The organism is Herbaspirillum sp. alder98, from assembly GCF_020179755.1.
Lineage (GTDB): Bacteria > Pseudomonadota > Gammaproteobacteria > Burkholderiales > Burkholderiaceae_D > Herbaspirillum.
The window spans coordinates 534,144-555,752 of the sequence record NZ_JAIUCY010000001.1 but is presented as its reverse complement, the minus strand read 5'-3'; the positions used below and the strand labels follow the sequence as shown (position 1 = coordinate 555,752).

Sequence of the window (21,609 nt, the reverse complement as noted above, 5' to 3'; positions counted from 1 at the left end):
GTAATAGGCAGTGAGTAATACGCAGCGAGCAGTACGAACATGACTTCGCGGGAGTAGTGGTGCCTCCGTAGGTGGTGTGGCAGTACCGGCAGTATGTAGTTGCAGTTGGCAGTAGACGTAAGTCAGATGTTTCACAGTTAAGGTAAAGCAGTTGCTGTATGTGTAATGAACTACCGGTAAATGAGATGACCGCAGTTTGTTGGTTAAGCAGGTGCAGTAAATGTAGTAGCTGTAGAAGTAGTTCTTGAGGGTGAAACGGCAAGTCGTGAAGCTGCAAGGTTGGTCCAATGCGCGTCACGTGGCGGGAGTGGGAAGTTGACTCCCGGGAGCAGCCAGCGGCTTGCCGGTTCTTTTCCATGCGAAAATATCGCATGCAAAATCCATCTTCCTCCGCGCACAACACGCGCCCGCTGATTCCACTGGCCGATTATCAGCGCATCTTCCGTGTCATCCATTCCGTCCTGAGCAGTGTCGAGGCCGATATTCCGGCGGCGTCATTCTTCTTTAGCGTTACTGCCGCCCAGATTCTCAAGAAGTTCTACAAACGCAATGCCTTCCCGGTCGCCGGCGCCGCGTTCTACCTGGTCGATCGCGAGCAGGGCGCAGCCTTGTCGTTCGGCGCCATTGCCGATGACGGCCAGCTCAGCAGCAACCATGACGCCTTCCACGCCTGGGTCCAGTGCGATGGTTACGCGATCGACTTCATGGCGCCGGTGTTCCAGGAACTGCTGGGCGATGCCGGCCATGCGATGCCGGTACCGCGTCGCATGTTCCAGAAGAACCTGGCGCGCATGAGCGCCTCGCACACCGACCTGGCGGCGCCGGGCGATTTCTTCCTGGCGGCCGATCTGGCGCTGACGCGCACGATGTTGCAGCAGTTCATGGCCAAGAAGGCGCTGACCAACCTGTCGGAAGTGTGCCTGGACTGGTACCGCAAGCCACCCAAGTCCATGCCCGACGACCTGGCGCTGCAAGGCGCAGAAGGCGAGATCAGCCGCATCCGCCTCAATGGCATGGCGGTGGATGGCGTCTGGTAAGTCGGTGTGAATGGCGGGACGGGCGGGGTGACGGGCGACTGCTGCTGCGATGCCCCCGTAAGGAGGGTGTGCTGGACGAGTGTCCAACACACCGTGCGATCATGCATATCGGTTGCATGTACCGCACCAGAAGCGTCACGATAACGCAGGCATATGACGCCGGCGTGACATCATCGGCCACCGCCAGCTGTCATTGACGCGTCATATGCCAGCGCTAAGATCGCTGCTGTCTCCTCTGTACCTGTTGCAGATATCTGGCCTGTGATGCTTGTCGTCACGGGCCTTTTTTTGTTCTGCGATCGGGCGCCTGCCCATTTGTCGCTCTCGATGATATTTCCCTTCTGGATCAATGACTTGCCCTGCTTGCCAGGGCATTATCCACAAGCTTGCGCACACAAAATGTGGATATCCTGCGCGGGCGGTCGCGCTGCGCTTTGCCGCTGTTTTCTGCCTCGAATTGACGCACATTGCGGCGTTGTCAAAAATGCCTTTCCAATCAAGGACTTGTCCGGGATGTCAGAACGTTCTCCACAGTCTTGCACACAAAATCTGTGCATATCTGTGCGCACGGCGTCATCGTCGCGCCGGTGGATATCCGGGCGACGTGGGCTGCCACCGCTTGCCTCGTATTGAAAATAAGCTTTTGGATCAATGACTTGAGTGACTTCTCAAGCGGTTCTGCACAGGCTTGCCACCAGAAAATGTGGATATCTTTGTGCCGGGAGACGAGCGCCGTGGCAGCGTGAAAGGGTGTTTTTTCGCCATTTGCACGGCTTTGTCGCGCAAATGGAAAAACCATATAAATCAATTGCTTGTGTCGGTTTTCAAAGGCTTTTCCACAGGCTTGCCACCAGAAAATGTGGATATCACCCCCGATCGCAGGCGCCGACGGTGCTGGTCACGGATGCGCCCGGATCGGGTCAAGCCTGCAGCGTTTCGAAAATTCCCTTTTGGCTCAATGACTTGAGTGGGTTACCCAGCGGCTATGCACAGGCTTGCCCCCGGAAATTGTGCATAAGCCGGGGCGCAGCGATGGCCGCCGCTTCAGCCGTTGTCCGGCGCGGTATAGGGTTGCACGCTGACGGCTGTCATGCTGTAGCCGGCGGCGCCCATCGAGGTGTCGGAATGGTCGATCTTGATCACGCCGCTGATCCATACCGCGTCCATGGTGCGCAGGTTCTTGACGGCCTTGCTGCTGCGCACGTGGATGATCTGGTTGGCCGGTGGTGGCGGGACGTGGATGCAGGCGCCGAAGTAGGGCACCAGCAGGAATTCCTTGAGCGCCTCGCCTTCGCGGTCGAGCGACACGATGAAGCCGGGGATGCGGATCGCATTGCCCTCGACGCTCTTGTCGACCGGCGCATCGCGCCAGTACTTCTTGGCCTTCCACAGGGCTGCCGCGGCGCGCGGGTCGTTGTCGTCGAGCTGGTCCAGCTGCAGGCCCTTGAAGGGCGCCATGGCGTCCCAGTCTTTCGGGATCAGGCTTTCCCACGCCACCTCGCGAAAACCGTCGACCATCTTGCCGGACGGCTTGTAGGGTTGGTCCATTACGCTCGGACTCTGCTTGAGATGGTCGCCCACCTGGTATTGCGCCACGCCGCCGACGGTGCTGCCGCTGTCGGCGCGGGCGGTGACGGCCGGCACCGAGCCGACCGGCGCATTGGCGCCCGCTGCCGTTGGTGGCAACGGGGCGGGAGCAGCGGTGGAGGTGGCCGCAGCCGGTTCGTCGGCATGGCCGATCATGCGCACCGCCGTGCCGACCAGCAAGCCGGCGGCGACGATGCCGCCGATCCAGTAGAGAGATTTCATGATGGGTTCAGATTCTTGGAGTAAGGCCGTCGGACAGGCTCAGGCGATAAGCGCGCAGCCCGGGCAGCAGGCTGGCCACGAAACCTGCCGCCACGGTCCCGGCGAGTAATTGTAGTTCGCCTGCGGCCGGCCATGCCGCCTGCAGCAGGATGCCAAAGCGCGCCGCCAGGCTCGGGCCCAGTACCAGCAGCAAGCCGCTCAGCAGCGCCAGTCCGGCCACCACGCCGGCCAGCATCACGCCCAGTCCTTCGATGCACAGCAGGATGAAGACATCCAGCGGGCGCGCGCCCACCGAACGCAGGATCGCCAGTTCGCGCCGGCGCTCGCCCAGGCTGGCCATGATGGCCGCCACCAGGCCGGCCAGGCCGACCACCACCACCATGGCCGAGACCAGCAGCAAGGCGTTCTCGCCGATGCCGACGATCTCCCACAACTGGTCCAGCGCCACGCCCGGCAGCACCGCCATGAGCGGCTCGTTGAAGCCGATGCCGTCGGCGATGTCGCGCTGCACGCGAAACACGGCGGCACGGCTTTTCAGGCCGACCAGCACGGCAGTGATGCTGGTCGGCGTGAGGTCGAACTTCTTGACCAGGCCGGGGGCGATATGCAGGCCCGGCAGCGGCGCCCCGCCTTCCCAGTCGAGATGGATGGCTTGCATGGCATCGAGGCCGATGTGCACCGTGCGGTCGACCGGGGTGCCGGTGCGCGCCAGGATGCCGGTCACCACAAAGGGTTTGTCGGCATGTTCGGCCAGATGGGGACCGCCCATCCCGCCCATGCCGTGCGACAGCACGATATGGTCGCCCAGCCGGTAGTGCAGGCGCTCGGCCACATCAGCGCCCAGCACCGTGTCGAAGACATCGGCGAAGGGGCGTCCTTGCGCCAGTTGCAGCGCGTGGCCGTCGCCGTAGTGGAAGTGGCGGAAGTAATCGCCATTGGTGGCTAGCACCGCAAAGCCGCGATGCGAGTCGCCCAGCGACAGCGGGATGGTCCAGGCCACGGCCGGGTTCTGCGCCAGCGCCCGGGCGCTGTCCCAGCCCATGTTGTTGGTGGCGCCGCCGATACGGAAGATCGAGTACAGCATCAGCTGGATCGGGCTGGTGCGCGCGCCCACCACCAGGTCGGTGCCCGACACCGATTGGGCGAAGCCGGCGCGCAGCTCGTGGCGCACCCGTTCGATGCCGAGCAACATGGTGGTGGACAGGGCGATGGCCAGCAGCATCAGGCCCAGCGTGAAGCGCCGGTTCCAGGCGCTGCGCGCGGCCAGGCGTAGCAGCAGCTTCATGCCAGGTCCTCCGCCGCGCTGGCGCGGTTGATCTGCTCAAGCGCGATGCGGGTGTCGAAGCGCTGCGCCAGCCGCAGGTCGTGGCTGACAAACACCAGCGCCGACGCGCTGTGCCGGCACTGCTGTTGCAGCAGGTCCAGGAAGCCTTGCTGGCGGTCGCTGTCGAGGGCCGAGGTCGGCTCGTCGGCGATGATGATGTCAGGCCGGCCGATCAGGGCGCGGGCGGCCGCCACCCGTTGCTGCTGGCCGATCGACAGTTGCGCGACGTCGCGCATCCAGAGCGCCGGCGCCAGGTCGAGGCTGGCCAGCAGCGCTCGCGCGGCCTGCGGCAGATCATCGGCGTGCTGCAACGCGCGCTCGCGGCGGATGGGCGAGAAGCGGCACGGCAACAGCACGTTGTCGATCACCGAGAGATAGGGCAGCAGGTTGAATTGCTGGAAGATGAAGCCCAGGTGGTCGACCCGGAAACGGTCGCGCCGGCTGGCCGCCAGCGATTGCAGCGGCTGGCCCAGGACGCTCACGCTGCCGCGCTGGGCAATGATGATGCCGCCGATGATGGCCAGCAAGGTGCTCTTGCCGCTGCCGCTGGGGCCGCTGACGAAGACCTGCTGGCCAGCCTCGACGCGTAAGTCATCGAGGACCAGGGCCGGGGCGGCCTGGCGCGGCCAGGTGAAGGACAGGTCGTTGAGCCAGATGGCCGGTGCAGCCGTCATGGAGTCACGCTTATTGGATCGGGATCACGCCGTTGCCCGGCGCCAGCTGAAACGCGCCTTGCTTCTTGGGCGTGGCCAGCTGGACATCGATGCGCTGCAAGCCCGGGAATGCGCCCAGCAACTGGCTGGCGTCGACCACCGTCAGGGCGCCGGGGCTGGCGCACACCAGCGTGAAGTCGCCGTCGAGATCGGCATGGCCGTCACGGGGGGGCGCTTCGCCGGTGGCAGGGGCGTTTTCACCCAGCAATGCGGGCGTGAGCACCGGCGAGGTCAACTGGATCTCGGCGATCTTGCAGCCGGCTGCCGCATCGGTGGCGAACATGCGGGTCACATCGCGCAGCGTGCGCGCCATCAACTCGACGGCCTGCTTGTCGGCCGCGCTGGAGGGAACGTGTTCGAAACCGACCAGATTGGCCAGCGGCGAATCGAGGTGAAAGGTGAGGGTATTGCCTTCGAGCGCCGCGTCGAGACGGGCCACGCCGTGCACATGCGCCGGATGATTGCCGGCACGGGCGTCTTGCGCCTGCGCCGGTGCCTGGTAGGCCGCGCCCAGGGCGGCAGCGAGCAACAGCCCGGTCATGGCCAGCGTGGATGGGCGGAGAGTGAACTTGCTGAGTTTGCGCAACATGGTCGACTTTCGATTGCGAATTGACGGACAAGGTCAGCATTGTGACCCTTTCCGTAGAAAAATTTCTATCCTGTTACATCCTGCAACAGCGTTGCATTATAATTCGGCTTCTCTTAACTTTTGCAACTCGGTTGCGACTATGCCCAGGCCCGGTCGCGCTGCAGATTGTCATCACTTTATCCGGGTTGCCTGTCGTGTCGTGGCTTAATTATCACTGGTTCAAACATGGCGTGCTCGCCAGTCCCTGGTGGCAGCGCGTGCTGCTGGTGTTGCCCGTATGCGCCCTGTTGTGGCTGGGCGTGGCCTGGGCGCTGGGAGGGCAGGCATGAGCGCCGCCATTACCCTCGAGAACCTGACCGTCAGTTATCGCCGCCATCCGGCGCTGCACCACGTCAATGGCGCCTTCGCGCGCGGTTCGCTGACGGCGGTGGTCGGCCCCAATGGCGCCGGCAAGAGCACCTTGCTCAAGAGCATGCTGGGGCTGATCCGCTGCAATGACGGGCGGGTGGTGACCCATGTCGACGAACGGCGCATCGCCTATCTGCCGCAGCAGGCAGAGATCGACCGCAGCTTTCCGCTGTCGGTGCTCGATTGCGTGCTGCTGGGTTATTGGGCGGCGCAAGGTAACTGGGGCCGCATCAGCGAACCGATGATCGAGCGCGCGCGTCGTTCGCTGCAGGCGGTGGGGCTGGACGGCTTTGCCGGGCGCACCGTGTCCAGCCTGTCGGTGGGACAGTTCCAGCGGGTGCTGTTTGCGCGCATCCTGCTGCAGGATGCCGAGGTGATCCTGCTGGACGAACCCTTCAATGCCATCGATGCCCGCACCACCAGCGACCTGCTGCGCATCATCGGCGCCTGGCATGCCGAAGAGCGTACCGTGATCGCGGTGCTGCACGACCACGAGCAAGTGCGCCGGGCGTTTCCGCAGACGCTGCTGCTGGCGCGCAATGTGGTGGCCTGGGGCGACACCGCCGAGGTCCTGTGCGACGACAACCTGCTGCGCGCACGCGCCATGGCCGAAGCCGTCGACGACGGCGCCGGGGTATGCCAGGTCGACGCCGAGCAGGTGCTGGCGCTGACCCGCCGACCAGGCGCGCACGCCCATGGCGATCACCGGCATGGTGGCCTGCAATGATGCTGTGGACCGCGTTTCACCAATTTGCCATCGCCCCGTTCCAGGAATTCTCGTTCATGCGCCGGGCGCTGGTGGCGGCCTTTGCGCTGGCGCTGGGCAGTGCGCCACTGGGCGTGCTGCTGACGCTGCGCCGCATGAGCCTGTTCGGCGAGGCCCTCAGCCACGCCGTGCTGCCCGGGGTGGCGGTGGGCTTCATCTTCTTCGGTTTGTCGTTGCCGGCCTTGAGCGTGGGTGGCTTTGCCGCCGGCGTGCTGGTGGTGGCGCTGGCCGGGTGGATCAGCCGCCATACCGAACTCAAGGAAGACGCCAGCATGGCCGCCATCTACGTGGTGGCGCTGGCGCTGGGCGTGATCCTGATTTCTCGCCACGGCACCCAGCTCGATCTGCTGCATATCCTGTTCGGCAACGTGCTGGGCGTCGATAGCGAAGGCTTGCTGCTGATCGCCGGCGTGGCCAGCGTGAGTGTGCTGGCCATTGCGGCCTTGTATCGCGGCCTGCTGCTGGAAAGCTTCGATCCGGCGTTCATGGCGGTGGGGCGCGGCGCGCGGCGCGGCGGCGCCTGGTACCAGCAGGCCTTCCTGATGCTGGTGGTGCTCAACCTGGTGGCTTCGTTCCAGACGCTGGGCACGTTGATGGCGGTCGGCCTGATGATGTTGCCGGCCGTATCGGCCCGCTTGTGGCACGACACCTTGCCGGCGCAACTGTGCAACAGCGTGCTGCAGGCCGCCGCCGCCGGTTATTTCGGCTTGTTGCTGTCGTATTACGCCTCGGTGCCGTCGGGCCCGGTGATCATCGTCTGTGCCGGCGTGTTCTACGCGCTGTCGCTGCTGTTTGCGCCGCGCGGCTGGTTGCCGCGCCTGCTGCGCCGCCCGCATCTGCAGGGCTGAATTTTCTTCCTGGAGTCCTTATGAACATTCTTCGTCGATTCACGACTGGCCTGCTGGTCAGCCTCCTGGCCGGCGCCGCGCTGCCGGCGCTGGCTGCCGAGCGCATCCCGGTGGTGGCCAGTTTCAGCATCCTGGGCGATATTGTGGCCCGGGTCGGTGGTGATCGCATCGCCGTCACCGCCCTGGTCGGCCCCGACCAGGACGCCCACGTGTTCCAGCCGGCCCCGGCCGATATCAAGGCCGTGGCACGCGCCCGCCTGGTGGTGATCAACGGCCTCGGTTTCGAAGGCTGGACCGAGCGCCTGACCCAATCGGCCGGTTATCGCGGCAGCATCGTGACGGCCTCGGCCGGCATCAAGCCCCGTGCCCGTGTCGAGGAGCATGACGAGCATGAAGAAGCCGGCCATGATCACGACCATCACCATCACGGCAGCAACGACCCGCACGCCTGGCAAGACCCCCGCAATGTGGTGGTCTATGTCAACAACATCGCCGCCGCCCTGGTCGCGCTCGATCCCAGCGGCGCGGACGCATATCGTCGCAATGCCCAGGCCTATATCGCCCAGATCGAAGAACTCGATCGCTGGGCGATCCAGCAGTTTGCGCAGATTCCCCAGGCCAAGCGCCGCGTCATCACCTCGCATGACGCCTTCGAGTATTTCGGCGCGCATTACAAGGTGCGCTTCCTGGCGGCCCAGGGCGTGTCTACCGACAGCGAGCCGAGCGCGCGTGAAGTGGCGGGCCTGATCCGCCAGATCCGCAGCGAAAAGATCCGCGCATTGTTCTTCGAGAACATGAGCAACCCGCGACTGCTGGAGCAGATCGCCCGCGAGGCAGGCGTCACGCCCGGCGGCAAGCTGTATGCCGACGCCTTGTCGGGCAGCACCGGGCCGGCGCCCGATTACCTCAGCCTGATGCGCTACAACATCAAGCAGTTGCTGGAAAAGATCCGCCTGAACTGAGTCACGTCAAATCGCGTATGCTTGGTGCCCGTTGAACCGGAACGCATTTCTAACAAGGAGAAGACAAGCATGAGCATCGTTACCGTCGTGGCCATCATCACCGCCAAGCCTGGCAAGCGCGAAGAACTGCTGGCGATCGCCCGCGCCAACCTGGCTGCGGTGCGCGCCGAAGAGGGATGCATCGAGTATGGCCTGACCGTCGACGTCGATGGTTTCGGCCCATCCCAGGCGCCGATGGGGCCGGACACCTTTGCCTTCGTCGAGAAGTGGGCCAGCGAAGACGCGTTGCGCCTGCATTTCACGTTGCCGCACATGACCGATTATCGCGAGAAGTCCAAGGACCTGATCGCCGAGCGCGCGGTGCATATCCTCAAGTCGGCCGATTGATTGTCGGCCCGCCGGGCCTGCCCGGGCCGGGACACGCTCAGTGTTCGCCCGGGAAGTCCGCCGCATGGGTGCGCTCGGCATCATAGGCGGAGGCCTGGCCCATCTGCGCGAGCCAGGTGATGAAGGTCTTGAGCGCCGGATTCGATTCGGCCGCGCTGCGATACATCATGTGGAATCCTTCCCCATGCAATACCACCTCCGGAAACAGTTGCACCAGGCGCCCATGCGCCAGGTCGTCGTCGACCAGCGCCAGCGTGCCCATGGCCACGCCCAGATCGGTGGCGGCCGCCTGCAAGCTGAGGAAGAAGTGTTCATAGACGGTGCCGGGCATCTTCTTGCGCACCGCCACGCCGGCCTTGCCCAGCCACTGCGACCAGGCTGCGGCCCGGCTCGACAGGTGGATCAGCGGCACTTCGACCAGGTCGCGCGGCACCTTGATCGGGTGTAGCTCGAGAAAGTGGGGCGAGGCCAGCGGCACCGACACGTCATCCAGGAAGCGTACGCATTCGTAGCCGCTGCGTACCAGCGGGCTGCGCCACAGGATGACGTCGAACGGGTCTTTGACGTCCTCGAAGTACTCGGACATGGTGGTGGTGACCCGCACCTCGATGCGCGGATTGTCGATCTGGAACTGGGACAGCCGCGGAATCAGCCAGCGCATGGCCACCGATGGCGCGGCGATGAGGCGCACCACGCGGCTTTGCCCGGCCATTGACAATTGCTCGGCCGCCAGCGCGATGCGGTCCAGGCTGGCCTTGACCTCGGCATAGAACAGCAGGGCCGCCTCTGTTGGTTCCACGCCACGGGACTGACGCGAAAACAACGGCTGGCCGAAGTATTCCTCCAGCAACTTGATCTGTTGGCTGACCGCACTGTGGGTGATGAACAATTCATGCGCCGCCTGGGTCAGGCTGCGGGTGCGCACGGCGGCTTCGAATACTCTCAGGGTCTTGAGCGGTGGCAGGGAAGACGACATGATGTAAGAAAAACTTATAGTGGTGTCGGAAAATGTTGCTTTGCAAAAGACAGGCTCGACCTTATTCTTCAATCACCGAAACGTTTAACAGTGAGAGAAGATCATGAACACCGTAAGTGTACTTGTCAAAGATGCCGGTTTTTCTAACAATTTGCGCAGCCTGGTCGAGCTGGTCCGTTTTGCCATCCAGAGCATCGTCAACGCCCATGCGCTGAAGCCGGTCGAGTTTGTTGCTGATCAGCAAGAAGCTGCCCTGTTTGCCGGCGTGACCAACCATGACGAACTGGAACAACGCCTGCTGCAACGCGAACGTGCTCACCTGTATGCATTGATGGTGCTGGGCGCGAAGGTCTGATGAAGTAAATTGTCGTTCCCGCGATGTCATCGGGAAGTTGTAGAAGTTGTCAGGAAAGAATCAGGCCACGCGTCATGTCGCCGGCTCCGGATTGCGGAGCCGCCAGGCCAGTCGGCAACGGTAGCATCCATCAAACAGTCGTACCCGTAACACCAGCCAATCCCCGCCCGTGCGGGGATTTGTCGTTTATGGGCACGACCGGTCGGACCAGTCCGACCGTCCCGGCCTCAGGCGGGGCGTTTTTCCAGCAGGCGCATGGCGCCGAACAGGTCCTGCATGCCCTGATGCTCGATGAAGCTGAGGTTGTACGGGTGTTCGGCCACGGCCCGTGGAAAACGCTGCACCAGCGGCAGGCTGTGCAATTGTTCGGCGATCTTGCCCCACAACACCAGCGTCGGCGCGGCCGTGCCCTGTCGGCTGGCATGCTCGGCGAGCGCCTGCAATACGGTCTCGAAGAATGGTTTCCAGGCGCGGGCGTCTTTCACCGGCGCCACATGGGGTCGAAACACCAGGCTGGCATTGAGCAACAGAAAGCCGTGCGCGGTCAGGTTGTGCTGCAACTCGGCCAGTGTCTGGATGGTGCCAGCGCCATCGACCGTGGCTTGCGCCGCCACGCCTGCCAGCGCATCGCCGGCGGTGTTGCCGGGCTGCAGCGAACCGTCGGCGACCAGCAGCATCTTCATGAAGTTGCGCAGCGAGGTGGCGCGATTGACCTGCTTGGACAAGCCCTTGTCGGACCATAGCGAACCCACCGCGCCATCCATGAAGCACACCCCGGTGGCGCTGGCCGCGCGCGGGTAGGGGCCTTCACCCACCAAGACATAACGTACCTGGTCGATCGGTTGCGCGAATGCAGCGAACAGGCGGCCTTCGGTGGGCAGGTAGTCGTCCTGCGCCAGCAGCGCAAGATAGGCGGGGTCGGCTGTTGCGATGGCGTCCAGGCCGTCACGCAAGGCGGCGTGCCAGGAAGGGTCGGCGCTCTGGATCAGCGCGAGGAGATTGGCGGGGAGGGTTGTCGTCATGGCTTGCCGTCTTTTGAGGTGGCGGCATTATAGCGAGGGTTGGGCCGGCTGCCGATAAAGCCACCGAGCCCATTGAGGCCCGGTGGGCGAAACCGGTCACGCCACTGCCGAATCGCTGCCCGAGGCGCCGAACAACTGCTGCTTGAGCAGTTGCAACTGGTCGCGCGCCGCCGCCGCCTTCTCGAATTCCAGGTTCTTGGCATGATCCTGCATCTGCTTTTCGAGGCGCTTGATCTCTTTACTGATCTGCTTCTCGCTCATGGCCTCATAGTTCTTCTGCTCTTGCGCCACCATCAGTTCGGCGCGTGCTTCGGAGGGATTGAAGACGCCATCGATCAGTTCGCGGATTTCCTTCTTGATGCCGGTCGGGGTGATGCCGTTGGCTTCGTTGAAGGCCACCTGTTTTGCGCGACGGCGCTCGGTCTCGTCGATCGCCTTGTGCATCGAATCGGTAACCCGGTCGCCATACAGGATCGCCATGCCGTTGAGGTTACGCGCGGCGCGACCGATGGTCTGGATCAGGCTGCGCTCGGAACGCAGGAAGCCTTCCTTGTCGGCATCCAGGATCGCCACCAGCGACACTTCGGGAATATCCAGGCCCTCGCGCAGCAGGTTGATGCCGACCACCACATCGAAGGTGCCCAGGCGCAGGTCGCGAATGATCTCGACCCGCTCGACGGTATCGATGTCGCTGTGCAGATAGCGCACCTTGATGCCGTTGTCCGACAGGAACTCGGTCAATTGCTCGGCCATGCGCTTGGTCAGCGTGGTCACCAGCACCCGCTCATCCTTGGCCACGCGGTCGGTGATCTCCTGCATCAGGTCGTCGACCTGGGTGGTGGCGGGGCGCACCGAGATGATCGGATCGACCAGTCCGGTGGGGCGCACCACTTGCTCCACCACCTGGTCGGCATGGGTGTTCTCGAAGTCGGCCGGGGTGGCTGAGACGAAGATGGTCTGGCGCATCTTGCCCTGGAATTCGTCGAACTTGAGCGGCCGGTTGTCGAGCGCCGATGGCAGGCGGAAGCCATAGTCGACCAGATTCACCTTGCGTGCCCGGTCGCCGTTGTACATGCCGTTCAACTGGCCGATCAGCACGTGCGACTCGTCGAGGAACATCAAGGCATCCGGCGGCAGGTAATCCACCAGCGTCGGCGGCGGATCGCCCGGTTTGCTGCCCGACAGGTGGCGCGAATAGTTCTCGATGCCCTTGGTGAAACCGATCTCGGTCATCATCTCGAGATCGAAGCGGGTGCGCTGCTCCAGCCGCTGCTCTTCGATCAGCTTGTTCTCTTTACGGAAGAACTCCAGCCGGTCGCGCAACTCCTCCTTGATGGTTTCGATGGCGCGCAACACGGTGGCGCGCGGCGTCACATAGTGCGAACCGGGGTAGATGGTGAAGCGCGGGATTTTCTGGCGCACGCGGCCGGTGAGCGGATCGAACAGTTGCAGGCTGTCGATTTCGTCGTCGAAGGTCTCGATGCGCACCGCCAGTTCGGCATGCTCGGCGGGGAACACGTCGATGGTGTCGCCCCGCACCCGGAAGGTGCCGCGCCCGAAGTCGGTTTCATTGCGCTTGTACTGCATCTGGATCAGGCGCGCGATGACGTCGCGCTGCGATACCTTGTCCTTGGCGCGCAGGGTCAGGATCATCTGGTGGTATTCGTTGGGGTTACCGATACCGTAGATGGCCGACACGGTCGCCACGATCACTACGTCGCGCCGCTCCATCAGCGACTTGGTGCACGACAGCCGCATCTGCTCGATGTGTTCGTTGATCGAGGAGTCCTTCTCGATGAACAGGTCGCGCTGCGGGACGTAGGCTTCCGGCTGGTAGTAGTCGTAGTAACTAACGAAGTATTCCACCGAGTTATGCGGGAAGAACTCACGGAATTCGCTGTAGAGCTGCGCCGCCAGCGTCTTGTTGGGCGCGAACACGATGGCCGGCCGTCCCAGGCGGGCGATGGTATTGGCCATGGTGTAGGTCTTGCCAGATCCGGTCACCCCCAGCAGGGTCTGGAAGAACAGGCCGTCCTTGACGCCCTCGACCAGCTTGTCGATCGCGGCCGGCTGGTCGCCGGCAGGCGGAAACACCTGGTACAGCTTGAAGGGCGAGTCGGGAAAGGTGATGAACTTGCTATCGTCGAGCTCGGGGGTAATTGGGGTCAGTTCGGCCATGATGATCGGTAACCTGCGTGGATTGGGGGATTGCCTGAATTCGGTGCGCAGCACGCCCGCCAACGGGCATTGCAAGATGGAAACGCGGGTTGTTCTTGATGTTCTACGATTCTAAATATTACCGACTATTGTTTCTTCAAGCGCGACAGGCCGTTGATACATGCCGTTTTTGCAGGTGTAGATGCAGATTCGGCATGCGCCATCGGCTGTTTGTATCTGTAATTGGCGTGCGACATTTGTTAGAATGCGATGTTGCAAAACGGTGCAGGGTCGGCAACCTTCCTGCATTCTCCCCTTTACTGCAGCGCCTCGTTGCAGCTAACTTTTCATGTTATCACGATGACCGCACCCGCCTCTGCCTCCCTGTTCTCTGCCATTGAAATGGCGCCGCGCGACCCGATCCTGGGCGTGACCGATGCCTATAACGCCGACCAGAATCCGGCCAAGACCAACCTCGGCGTGGGCGTCTACTATGACGACAATGGCAAGGTGCCGCTGCTGCAATGCGTGCGTCGTGCCGAGGCAGAGCTGGCCGCCAAGCTGGCGCCCCGTACCTACCTGCCGATCGACGGCCTGGCCACTTACGACCGCGCGGTGCAAGATCTGGTGTTTGGCGCCAGCAGCGCCGTGGTCACCGAAAAACGCGCGATCACCGTGCAGGCGCTGGGCGGTACCGGCGCACTGAAGCTGGGCGCCGACTTCCTCAAGCATTTCTCGCCGGCTGGCACCGAAGTCTGGATCAGCGACCCAAGCTGGGAAAACCACCGCGCCCTGTTCGAGATGGCCGGCTTCAAGGTCAGCGCCTATCCTTACTATGATGCAGCCACGCGCGGCGTGAACTTTGCCGGCATGCTGGACGCGCTCAAGACCATGAAGGCCGGTTCGGTGGTGCTGCTGCACGCCTGCTGCCACAACCCGACCGGCGCCGACCTGAGCGCCGACCAATGGACCGAGGTCATCGAAGTGGTGACTTCGCGCGGCCTGGTGCCTTTCCTCGACATGGCTTACCAGGGTTTCGGTGATGGCATCGAAGAAGACGGCAAGGTCGTGCGTCGCTTCGCCGAGGCCGGTGGCCCGCTGTTCGTCTCGAACTCGTTCTCGAAGTCGTTCTCGCTCTATGGCGAGCGCGTCGGCGCCTTGTCCATCGTCGGCGCCAGCGCCGAAGAAGCCGCGCGCGTGCTGTCGCAGTTGAAGCGCGTGGTGCGCACCAACTATTCCAATCCGCCGATCCATGGTGGCCAGGTAGTGGCGACCGCACTGGCATCGCCAGAGCTGCGCAAGCTGTGGGAGGACGAACTGGCCGAGATGCGCGTACGTATCCGCGAAATGCGCCAGTTGCTGGTGGCCAAGCTGAAGGAACAAGCCCCGGCGCACGACTTCGACTTCGTGATCAAGCAACGCGGCATGTTCTCGTATTCGGGCCTGACCAAGCCGCAGGTCGACCGTCTGCGCAACGAGTTCTCGATCTACGCCGTCGATACCGGCCGCATCTGCGTGGCGGCATTGAACACCAAGAACATCGACAACGTCGTCGCTGCCATCGCCAAGGTGCTGTAAGGTGGAATGTCCCTCGAAAGAGGGGCATTTTTGATAAAAAGTTTTTGACAAGAAGCAAAAATCCCGTCATAATCTTTTTCTCAGCTGTTCCCTGATAGCTCAGTCGGTAGAGCGACGGACTGTTAATCCGCAGGTCCCTGGTTCGAGTCCAGGTCGGGGAGCCAAAAAATTTGAAAGCCTCGCATCCGTGCGAGGCTTTTTCAATTAGTCGAAGGGCGTTGTCGGCATGATCGATAACGACTGATCGATTTAGTTTTTGTTGTGAAATTTGCGCCAGAGGGCAGGGCGCAAACGTGATTGGAAACGGGTGTAAAAATTTCTTGCCTGCACTCTGGCGCAGAGAGAAAAATTCGTTCATAATCGCGCCCTCATCTGTTCCCTGATAGCTCAGTCGGTAGAGCGACGGACTGTTAATCCGCAGGTCCCTGGTTCGAGTCCAGGTCGGGGAGCCACAGAACATGTAGTAGAAAAAAGCACTCACGAGCGATCGGGGTGCTTTTTTTTCGTCTTTTCAGTGCGGGGGAATCGACCTGCGGCAGGGTGTGATTGTTATTGTCAATTCGAGTGTTTCCTTTCTCTGGGGACATTGACGCAGGAGTCTTGGCGAAGTAGGATTTAATCCTACTCTACAAGGGGGTATCATGCGATCGACCCAGCAATTCAGTATTACACTGCCGAACGAAATGGCGGACATCGTAAAAGGCAAAGTTGCCGCCGGCGAATATGCGACCGAGAGTGAAGTCATCAGGGATGGCTTGAGGGTATTGATGGCACGTGACAGGGCGATGGAAAGTTGGTTGCAGCAGTCGGTTGGGCCAGCCTATGACGCGTTGAAGGCCAACCCTGAGCGCGCAGTCACCCTTGATGAGATGCGCGCGACGCTCGCTTCCGAGCACCAGAAATCCAAAGCAAAAGCGTGAATCGGCGCGCAGTTATTTTTACGCCAGAAGCGCAACAGCAGCTTACCGAGTTGTATCGCTATATCGCAAATGCAGCTTCACCAGATACTGCCGAGCGCTATACCACTTCTATCGTGACCTGTTGCGAAAGCCTGCAGGATTGGCCGCATCGAGGCACGTGTCGAGACGACGTGCGCCCAGGGCTCAGGACGACACATTATAAAAAGCGTACGGTGATTGCCTTTGATATCGGGCCTGACCTGGTATCGATCATCGGCATTTTTTATGGCGGGCAAGACATCAAGGCATCATCGTTCTCCGAATTGGTTGATTGACGCCTCAGCGCAACCCATCCCCCTCAACCGGAATAAAACTCAAGCGCGGAATCCATAATAGGAATCCTACCGAGAGCACTGCCACTGCGCCGGCGATCCACAATGCCGACGGATTCTCGGCGAACTGCACCGGATAGATCTTCACGGCCGCCAGCAAGCCCACGGTGTTGCCGGCGGCGGCCAGCAGCGCGGCGGCGTAATCCTGCATCTGCCGGGCCCGGTTGGCGTTGATCGACCATGACGGATTGGCGTTGTAGCTGGGCAGGGCGCCATTCTCGTTGCCCAGGCGCTCCAGCGCACACAGAAAACGGCGCAGGTTGGTAATGGCCATTTCGGCCTTGTAGCTCATCAGTGCCAGGAAGGTGGAGGCCACCGGAAACCCCAGCGCCAGCCACTGGATCGGCAAGGTGCTGCTGGCCGTGCCCGGCTTGAGCGCCACCAGCGCCGCCAGCAGGCCCAATACCATCGACACATAGATCGTCAGCGCCTGCTGGCGTTGCGCAATGCGGGTATTGACCTCCTGGTAAGCGCCGACGAAACGATAGTTGGCCGTGACCTGGGCTTCCGACATGACGACTCTCCTCCGGTAATTATTCGATTTGCGTGGGACGCAATTTATCACGGGACCCATCGGGAGCTGTCCACATGGCGGGCATTATCAGCCTGTGGCACTGTCATGTCATACAACTCGCGCGAATGTGGATGCCCATGCCCTCGATCCGATCGCGGTCGCAGCACCGTGGCGGGGTCTGGCGCGAGGGGCGAGACGGGCTTGGCGAAACAGGCGTAAGTCCCCGGCTGGAGTGGCTTGTAGCGCGACCGGATTTTTGTCATCGAACTGCAATGTGGGCTCTTGCCAAAGTATGGACACCTGATATACTCGCCTCATCGTTGTACGATGTCTTATAACAAATACTATTCCTTCAATAAAAACAAAACGTTAAAGGAGACACTCCGCGGCGCACCGTGGCACGGTGCCGGGCGTGGGCGTATCGACTGAAGGCGAGACGAGATCTGGAGAAAACAAGTGACACAAAGCAATACTACGGCGTCGATCATCGCCGGCAAGCCAAGCCATGTGCGGTACCTCATCCTGTTCATGCTGTTCATCGTGACCACGGTCAATTACGCCGACCGCGCCACGTTGTCCATCGCCGGCTCGGCGATGAAGGGCGAGCTTAACCTCGATCCGCTCACCATGGGTTACATCTTCTCCGCCTTCAGCTGGGCCTACGTGCTGGCACAGCTGCCAGGCGGCTGGCTGCTGGATCGCTTCGGTTCCAAGAAGATCTACATGTGGAGTATCGCCTTGTGGTCGATCTTCACCATGCTGCAGGCCGGCGTGACCTGGATGAGTACCGGTGCGGCCGTGGTGTCGCTGTTCATCCTGCGCTTCATCGTGGGTCTGGCCGAGTCGCCATCGTTTCCGGCCAATGGCCGTATCGTCGCGGCCTGGTTCCCCACCAACGAGCGCGGCACGGCGTCTGCCATCTTCAATTCGGCCCAGTATTTCGCGGCCGTGCTGTTCACCCCATTGATGGCGTGGATCGTGCATGCCTACAGCTGGCACCATGTCTTTACCGTCATGGGCGCGTTCGGCCTGGTGCTGGCAGCGGTCTGGGCCAAGGTCATCTACAGCCCCAAGGATCATCCGATGATCAACAAGGCCGAGCTCGATCATATCGAGCAGGGTGGTGGCCTGGTCGACATGGATAACAAGAAGGTGGCCGCACCCTCGACCAAGGGCAAGGGCTACATCAAGCAATTGCTGACCAATCGCATGCTGCTGGGCGTCTATATCGGCCAGTACTGCATCAACGTCATTACTTATTTCTTCCTGACCTGGTTCCCGGTGTATCTGGTGCAGGAGCGCGGCATGTCGATCCTCAAGGCCGGCTTCGTGGCGTCGATCCCGGCGGTGTGCGGCTTCATCGGTGGCGTCATGGGCGGCTTCATCTCGGACCGCCTGATCAAGCGCGGCTTCTCGGTGACCTGGGCGCGCAAGATTCCTATCGTCGGCGGCATGCTGCTGTCGATGACCATGATCCTGTGCAACTACGTCGAAGCGCAGTGGATGGTGGTGGCGATCATGGCACTGGCCTTCTTCGGCAAGGGCGTGGGCGCACTGGGCTGGGCCGTGGTGGCCGATACCGCGCCGAAGCAGATCGTCGGCTTGTCGGGTGGCCTGTTCAATACCTTCGGCAATATCGCCGGCATCACCACCCCGATCGTGATCGGCTACATCGTCAAGGAAACCGGTTCGTTCTCCGGCGCCCTGGTGTTCGTGGGCATCAATGCACTGATTACCGTGATCAGTTATCTTGTCGTGGTCAAGGAAATCAAGCGCGTCGAACTCAAGGACGCCTGATCCGGCAGCAGGCGGCCCGTCCACGCGGGCCGCTGTCTCATCTTTCAAGTTTCGATCCAGTTGCAGGGAATTAGCATGACTACCGATATCATCGCCAGCGCCGCCTCAGCTTCCGCCGCCAGCCCGCGTTACATCATGATGAATGACACCGACAATGTCGCCATTGTCGTCAACGACGGGGGGCTGCCGGCAGGCACCGTCTTTGCCGACGGCCTGACCCTGATCGACAAGGTGCCGCAGGGCCACAAGATCGCCCTGCGCGACCTGGCCAAGGGCGACGCCATCATGCGTTATGACGTGGCCATCGGTTATGCCGCCCGTGATATTGCCAAGGGCAGCTGGATCGAGGAGTCGCTGGTCGTCATGCCGCCGGCGCGCGAGCTCGACAACCTGCCGATCGCTACCAAGAAGCCGACGCCCCAGCCGCCGCTGGAAGGTTATACCTTCGAGGGCTATCGCAATGCCGATGGTTCGGTCGGCACCCGCAACCTGCTGGCCATCACCACCACCGTGCAGTGCGTCGCCGGCGTGGTCGAGCATGCGGTCAAGCGCATTCGCGCCGAGCTGCTGCCCAAGTATCCCAATGTCGAAGACGTGGTGGCGCTGGAACATACTTATGGATGCGGCGTCGCCATCGATGCGCCCAATGCCGGCATTCCCATTCGTACCTTGCGCAACATCAGCTTGAATCCCAACTTCGGTGGCCAGGCGATGGTCGTCAGCCTGGGGTGCGAGAAGTTGCAACCCAACCGCTTGCTGCCGGAAAACATGATTCCGATCCACAAGGCCGGCGAACCCTACGTGGTCTGCCTGCAGGATGCGGAACACGTCGGTTTCAATTCGATGATCGACTCGATCCTGAAGATGGCCGAAGCGCGCCTGGTCGAACTCGACAAGCGCCGCCGCGAAACCTGTCCCGCCGCCGATCTGGTGGTGGGCGTGCAGTGCGGTGGCAGCGATGCCTTCTCGGGCGTGACGGCCAATCCCGCGGTGGGTTTTGCGACCGACCTGCTGGTGCGCGCCGGTGCGTCGGTGATGTTCTCGGAGGTGACCGAAGTGCGTGACGGCATCGACCAACTGACCTCGCGCGCCATTAACGAAGAAGTGGCACAGGCCATGATTCGCGAGATGGACTGGTACGACAAATATCTGCAGCAGGGTGGGGTCGATCGCAGCGCCAATACGACCCCCGGCAACAAGAAGGGCGGTCTGGCCAACATCGTTGAAAAAGCCATGGGCTCGATCGTCAAGTCGGGCAGCAGCCCGATCTCGGGCGTGCTGGCGCCGGGCGACAAGCTGCAGCAGAAGGGCTTGATCTACGCCGCCACGCCGGCCTCCGATTTCATCTGCGGCACGCTGCAACTGGCTGCCGGCATGAACCTGCATATCTTCACCACTGGTCGCGGCACGCCGTATGGGCTGGCGGCGGTGCCGGTGATCAAGGTCGCTACCCGTAACGACCTGGCGCGGCGCTGGCATGACCTGATGGATGTCAACGCCGGGCGCATCGCCAGCGGCGAAGCCACCATCGAAGACGTCGGCTGGGAACTGTTCCAGCTGATGCTGGATGTCGCCAGCGGCAAGAAGCGCACCTGGGCCGAGCAGTGGAAGCTGCATAACGCGCTGACGCTGTTCAATCCGGCGCCGGTGACCTGATGTTGTTCAAGAAGGATCCGCTCGCGGGTCCTTTTTTCTGGCAGTACCCCGCTGTAACCATCTGCTTCACCCACAATAAACATCATCCAATACTGGAGACGCCATGCCAATCAACTCATCCACCGTGGCGCGCAGCGCCGCCGCACTGGCCATTTCGGCCCTGACCCTGGGTGCCGTCAGCGCGAGTGCGGCCACCATCGCCTACGTGTCCAACGCCGACAGCCAGGATATCTACGTGCTGGCCCTCAACGGCGACGGCAGCGTGAACCTGATCGACAAGGTCGCCACCGGCAGCACCGTGATGCCGCTGGCGATCAGCCCGGACCATCGCTATCTCTACGCCTCGTTGCGCGGCCAGCCCTATTCGGTGGTCAGTTACGCCATCGATCAGGCCAGCGGCAAGCTCAAGGCATTGTCGACCGTGCCGCTGGCCGACAACATGGCCAACGTCGCCACCGACCGCACGGGCAAGTACCTGCTGGCAGCGTCCTACACCGGCAACAAGATCTCGATCAACGCGATCGGTGCTGACGGCACGGTGCAGGTGCCGGCGCTGTCGGTGATCGCGACCGGCAAGAATGCCCATTCGACCCAGGTCGATCCGGATAACCGTTTTCTGTTCGCGTCCAACCTGGGCAGCGACGTGATTCTGCAGTTCCGGTTTGATGCCGCCCGCGGCCGCGCGGTGCCCAATGACCCGCCGTCGGTGGCGACCAAGGCCGGCGCCGGTCCGCGTCACTTCGTGTTTGCGCGCGACAAGCGCTTCGTGTATTCGACTAACGAACTGGACGGCACCGTCAATACCTATGGCTACGATGCCAGCACCGGCCGCCTGAGCCTGCAGGGCACCGATTCGGCGTTGCCGGACGGCTTCAAGACCACCGAACAATTGGCCACGGCCGACTTGCACCTGACGCCGGATGGTCGCTTCCTGTATGCCAGCGAGCGCACGTCCAGCAGCTTGACCAGCTACGCCGTGGATACGGCCAGCGGCAAGCTGACCCGGCTGGGTAATATTCCCACCGAAACCCAGCCTCGCGGTTTCAATATCGATCCGCAAGGGCGGTTCCTGCTGGCGGTCGGCCAGAAAGCCGGCCTGACCAGCTATGCCATCGATCGCGACAGCGGCGCCTTGAAGCCCCTGTTCCGCTACACCCTCGGGCGCAATCCCAACTGGGTCGAGATCATCGACCTGCCTTGAACCAATGGACTAACGACTAACAACTAACAGCACATCGCCGTGGCGGGTGTTGTTAGTTTCTCGTTGGCAATCATTTAGTCAATTCGCACACGACTTGATCCAGGACAGGCTCCTGGTCTTGTCATGCGTGCAAAATCGCGCCAACTGAAAACTCACTTAACACGGGAATTGGTGGGTTTTCGCCAGCGTGTTGAGATTTTGGCCGGGACCGGCGCTGAT

The 21,609-nt window shown here is 62.1% G+C and carries 21 protein-coding genes and 2 tRNA genes; 15 read left to right on the top strand and 8 right to left on the bottom strand.

The features are described 5' to 3' along the window. Positions 1 to 371 precede the first annotated feature (371 nt). Positions 372 to 1,037 carry a DUF2026 family protein gene (locus tag LBW87_RS02655; RefSeq protein WP_225199871.1) on the top strand — a complete coding sequence of 222 codons (666 nt, stop codon included), beginning with the start codon at positions 372 to 374 and terminating at the stop codon, positions 1,035 to 1,037. Positions 1,038 to 2,081: 1,044 nt separating this feature from the next. On the opposite strand, the gene LBW87_RS02650 is transcribed toward LBW87_RS02655, so the two are convergent. The 4 genes from LBW87_RS02650 to LBW87_RS02635 are packed head-to-tail and all read right to left on the bottom strand — an operon-like array spanning position 2,082 to position 5,472. Continuing rightward, positions 2,082 to 2,846, bottom strand: a complete 765-nt coding sequence (locus LBW87_RS02650; protein WP_225199870.1) for a DUF3299 domain-containing protein — start codon at positions 2,844 to 2,846, stop codon at positions 2,082 to 2,084. 7 nt (positions 2,847 to 2,853) lie between these two features. Continuing rightward, positions 2,854 to 4,131: an ABC transporter permease gene (locus tag LBW87_RS02645; RefSeq protein ID WP_225199869.1), complete on the bottom strand. Its 1,278-nt coding sequence runs from the start codon at positions 4,129 to 4,131 to the stop codon at positions 2,854 to 2,856. Continuing rightward, the gene (locus LBW87_RS02640; protein WP_225199868.1) at positions 4,128 to 4,844 is read right to left on the bottom strand and encodes an ATP-binding cassette domain-containing protein; all 717 of its coding nucleotides are present in this window, start codon (positions 4,842 to 4,844) and stop codon (positions 4,128 to 4,130) included. Before LBW87_RS02640 ends, LBW87_RS02645 begins: the two co-directional genes overlap by 4 nt. A 10-nt stretch (positions 4,845 to 4,854) precedes the next feature. Next, a complete protein-coding gene (locus LBW87_RS02635; RefSeq protein ID WP_225199867.1) occupies positions 4,855 to 5,472 on the bottom strand; it encodes a DUF2796 domain-containing protein in 618 nt (205 codons plus the stop codon). Between the two features lie 194 nt (positions 5,473 to 5,666). On the opposite strand from LBW87_RS02635, the gene LBW87_RS23835 reads away from it, so the two are divergent. The 5 genes from LBW87_RS23835 (at position 5,667) to LBW87_RS02615 (ending at position 8,843) form a co-directional block, all read left to right on the top strand. Continuing rightward, positions 5,667 to 5,801 (top strand): hypothetical protein, encoded by a 135-nt coding sequence (locus LBW87_RS23835; protein WP_265112836.1) that lies wholly within the window; start codon positions 5,667 to 5,669, stop codon positions 5,799 to 5,801. Next, entirely contained in the window at positions 5,798 to 6,607 is an 810-nt protein-coding gene (locus LBW87_RS02630) for a metal ABC transporter ATP-binding protein (RefSeq protein ID WP_225199866.1), read from the top strand. The genes LBW87_RS23835 and LBW87_RS02630 overlap by 4 nt, the downstream gene beginning before the upstream one ends. Continuing rightward, positions 6,604 to 7,494: a metal ABC transporter permease gene (locus LBW87_RS02625; protein ID WP_225199865.1), complete on the top strand. Its 891-nt coding sequence runs from the start codon at positions 6,604 to 6,606 to the stop codon at positions 7,492 to 7,494. The genes LBW87_RS02630 and LBW87_RS02625 overlap by 4 nt, the downstream gene beginning before the upstream one ends. Before the next feature lie 20 nt (positions 7,495 to 7,514). Beyond that, the gene (locus LBW87_RS02620; RefSeq protein WP_225199864.1) at positions 7,515 to 8,456 is read left to right on the top strand and encodes a metal ABC transporter substrate-binding protein; all 942 of its coding nucleotides are present in this window, start codon (positions 7,515 to 7,517) and stop codon (positions 8,454 to 8,456) included. A 69-nt stretch (positions 8,457 to 8,525) separates the two neighbouring features. After that, positions 8,526 to 8,843: a putative quinol monooxygenase gene (locus LBW87_RS02615; RefSeq protein ID WP_225199863.1), complete on the top strand. Its 318-nt coding sequence runs from the start codon at positions 8,526 to 8,528 to the stop codon at positions 8,841 to 8,843. 37 nt (positions 8,844 to 8,880) lie between these two features. Here LBW87_RS02615 and LBW87_RS02610 read toward each other — a convergent pair whose 3' ends face one another. Then, complete coding sequence (locus LBW87_RS02610; RefSeq protein ID WP_225199862.1) at positions 8,881 to 9,819, bottom strand: LysR substrate-binding domain-containing protein; 939 nt, start codon at positions 9,817 to 9,819, stop codon at positions 8,881 to 8,883. Positions 9,820 to 9,922: 103 nt separating this feature from the next. On the opposite strand from LBW87_RS02610, the gene LBW87_RS02605 reads away from it, so the two are divergent. Beyond that, complete coding sequence (locus LBW87_RS02605; protein WP_225199861.1) at positions 9,923 to 10,174, top strand: hypothetical protein; 252 nt, start codon at positions 9,923 to 9,925, stop codon at positions 10,172 to 10,174. Between the two features lie 227 nt (positions 10,175 to 10,401). Here LBW87_RS02605 and LBW87_RS02600 read toward each other — a convergent pair whose 3' ends face one another. Together LBW87_RS02600 and uvrB are read right to left on the bottom strand one after the other, a co-directional pair. After that, complete coding sequence (locus LBW87_RS02600) at positions 10,402 to 11,196, bottom strand: uracil-DNA glycosylase (RefSeq protein WP_225199860.1); 795 nt, start codon at positions 11,194 to 11,196, stop codon at positions 10,402 to 10,404. A 96-nt stretch (positions 11,197 to 11,292) separates the two neighbouring features. Next, positions 11,293 to 13,374 (bottom strand): excinuclease ABC subunit UvrB, encoded by a 2,082-nt coding sequence (uvrB, locus tag LBW87_RS02595; RefSeq protein ID WP_225199859.1) that lies wholly within the window; start codon positions 13,372 to 13,374, stop codon positions 11,293 to 11,295. Between the two features lie 339 nt (positions 13,375 to 13,713). Between uvrB and LBW87_RS02590 the strand changes: the two genes are divergently transcribed. From LBW87_RS02590 to LBW87_RS02570, 5 genes are all read left to right on the top strand, one after another. Further along, a complete protein-coding gene (locus LBW87_RS02590; protein WP_225199858.1) occupies positions 13,714 to 14,931 on the top strand; it encodes an aromatic amino acid transaminase in 1,218 nt (405 codons plus the stop codon). Between the two features lie 88 nt (positions 14,932 to 15,019). After that, a tRNA-Asn gene (locus tag LBW87_RS02585) sits at positions 15,020 to 15,095 on the top strand. Between the two features lie 212 nt (positions 15,096 to 15,307). Beyond that, positions 15,308 to 15,383: transfer RNA gene (locus LBW87_RS02580), tRNA-Asn, on the top strand. 189 nt (positions 15,384 to 15,572) lie between these two features. Beyond that, a complete protein-coding gene (locus LBW87_RS02575) occupies positions 15,573 to 15,851 on the top strand; it encodes a type II toxin-antitoxin system ParD family antitoxin (RefSeq protein WP_225199857.1) in 279 nt (92 codons plus the stop codon). Then, positions 15,848 to 16,165: a type II toxin-antitoxin system RelE/ParE family toxin gene (locus LBW87_RS02570; RefSeq protein ID WP_225199856.1), complete on the top strand. Its 318-nt coding sequence runs from the start codon at positions 15,848 to 15,850 to the stop codon at positions 16,163 to 16,165. The genes LBW87_RS02575 and LBW87_RS02570 overlap by 4 nt, the downstream gene beginning before the upstream one ends. Positions 16,166 to 16,169: 4 nt before the next feature. Here LBW87_RS02570 and LBW87_RS02565 read toward each other — a convergent pair whose 3' ends face one another. Continuing rightward, positions 16,170 to 16,736: a hypothetical protein gene (locus tag LBW87_RS02565; protein WP_225199855.1), complete on the bottom strand. Its 567-nt coding sequence runs from the start codon at positions 16,734 to 16,736 to the stop codon at positions 16,170 to 16,172. Positions 16,737 to 17,192: 456 nt separating this feature from the next. Here LBW87_RS02565 and LBW87_RS02560 point away from each other — a divergent pair, with 456 nt between their 5' ends. From LBW87_RS02560 to LBW87_RS02550, 3 genes are all read left to right on the top strand, one after another. Then, positions 17,193 to 18,533 carry an MFS transporter gene (locus tag LBW87_RS02560; protein ID WP_413927603.1) on the top strand — a complete coding sequence of 447 codons (1,341 nt, stop codon included), beginning with the start codon at positions 17,193 to 17,195 and terminating at the stop codon, positions 18,531 to 18,533. 75 nt (positions 18,534 to 18,608) lie between these two features. Next, complete coding sequence (garD, locus tag LBW87_RS02555; RefSeq protein ID WP_225199854.1) at positions 18,609 to 20,189, top strand: galactarate dehydratase; 1,581 nt, start codon at positions 18,609 to 18,611, stop codon at positions 20,187 to 20,189. Between the two features lie 103 nt (positions 20,190 to 20,292). After that, positions 20,293 to 21,390 (top strand): lactonase family protein, encoded by a 1,098-nt coding sequence (locus LBW87_RS02550; RefSeq protein ID WP_225199853.1) that lies wholly within the window; start codon positions 20,293 to 20,295, stop codon positions 21,388 to 21,390. Positions 21,391 to 21,609 lie beyond the last annotated feature (219 nt).

Bases quoted from the DNA above. Each gene is read 5' to 3' on its own strand.
- LBW87_RS02655 (WP_225199871.1), top strand. From the start codon at position 372: ATGCAAAATCCATCTTCCTCCGCGCACAACACGCGCCCGCTGATTCCA.
- LBW87_RS02650 (WP_225199870.1), bottom strand. From the start codon at position 2,846: ATGAAATCTCTCTACTGGATCGGCGGCATCGTCGCCGCCGGCTTGCTG.
- LBW87_RS02645 (WP_225199869.1), bottom strand. From the start codon at position 4,131: ATGAAGCTGCTGCTACGCCTGGCCGCGCGCAGCGCCTGGAACCGGCGC.
- LBW87_RS02640 (WP_225199868.1), bottom strand. From the start codon at position 4,844: ATGACGGCTGCACCGGCCATCTGGCTCAACGACCTGTCCTTCACCTGG.
- LBW87_RS02635 (WP_225199867.1), bottom strand. From the start codon at position 5,472: ATGTTGCGCAAACTCAGCAAGTTCACTCTCCGCCCATCCACGCTGGCC.
- LBW87_RS02630 (WP_225199866.1), top strand. From the start codon at position 5,798: ATGAGCGCCGCCATTACCCTCGAGAACCTGACCGTCAGTTATCGCCGC.
- LBW87_RS02625 (WP_225199865.1), top strand. From the start codon at position 6,604: ATGATGCTGTGGACCGCGTTTCACCAATTTGCCATCGCCCCGTTCCAG.
- LBW87_RS02620 (WP_225199864.1), top strand. From the start codon at position 7,515: ATGAACATTCTTCGTCGATTCACGACTGGCCTGCTGGTCAGCCTCCTG.
- LBW87_RS02615 (WP_225199863.1), top strand. From the start codon at position 8,526: ATGAGCATCGTTACCGTCGTGGCCATCATCACCGCCAAGCCTGGCAAG.
- LBW87_RS02610 (WP_225199862.1), bottom strand. From the start codon at position 9,819: ATGTCGTCTTCCCTGCCACCGCTCAAGACCCTGAGAGTATTCGAAGCC.
- LBW87_RS02605 (WP_225199861.1), top strand. From the start codon at position 9,923: ATGAACACCGTAAGTGTACTTGTCAAAGATGCCGGTTTTTCTAACAAT.
- LBW87_RS02600 (WP_225199860.1), bottom strand. From the start codon at position 11,196: ATGACGACAACCCTCCCCGCCAATCTCCTCGCGCTGATCCAGAGCGCC.
- uvrB (WP_225199859.1), bottom strand. From the start codon at position 13,374: ATGGCCGAACTGACCCCAATTACCCCCGAGCTCGACGATAGCAAGTTC.
- LBW87_RS02590 (WP_225199858.1), top strand. From the start codon at position 13,714: ATGACCGCACCCGCCTCTGCCTCCCTGTTCTCTGCCATTGAAATGGCG.
- LBW87_RS02575 (WP_225199857.1), top strand. From the start codon at position 15,573: ATGCGATCGACCCAGCAATTCAGTATTACACTGCCGAACGAAATGGCG.
- LBW87_RS02565 (WP_225199855.1), bottom strand. From the start codon at position 16,736: ATGTCGGAAGCCCAGGTCACGGCCAACTATCGTTTCGTCGGCGCTTAC.
- garD (WP_225199854.1), top strand. From the start codon at position 18,609: ATGACTACCGATATCATCGCCAGCGCCGCCTCAGCTTCCGCCGCCAGC.
- LBW87_RS02550 (WP_225199853.1), top strand. From the start codon at position 20,293: ATGCCAATCAACTCATCCACCGTGGCGCGCAGCGCCGCCGCACTGGCC.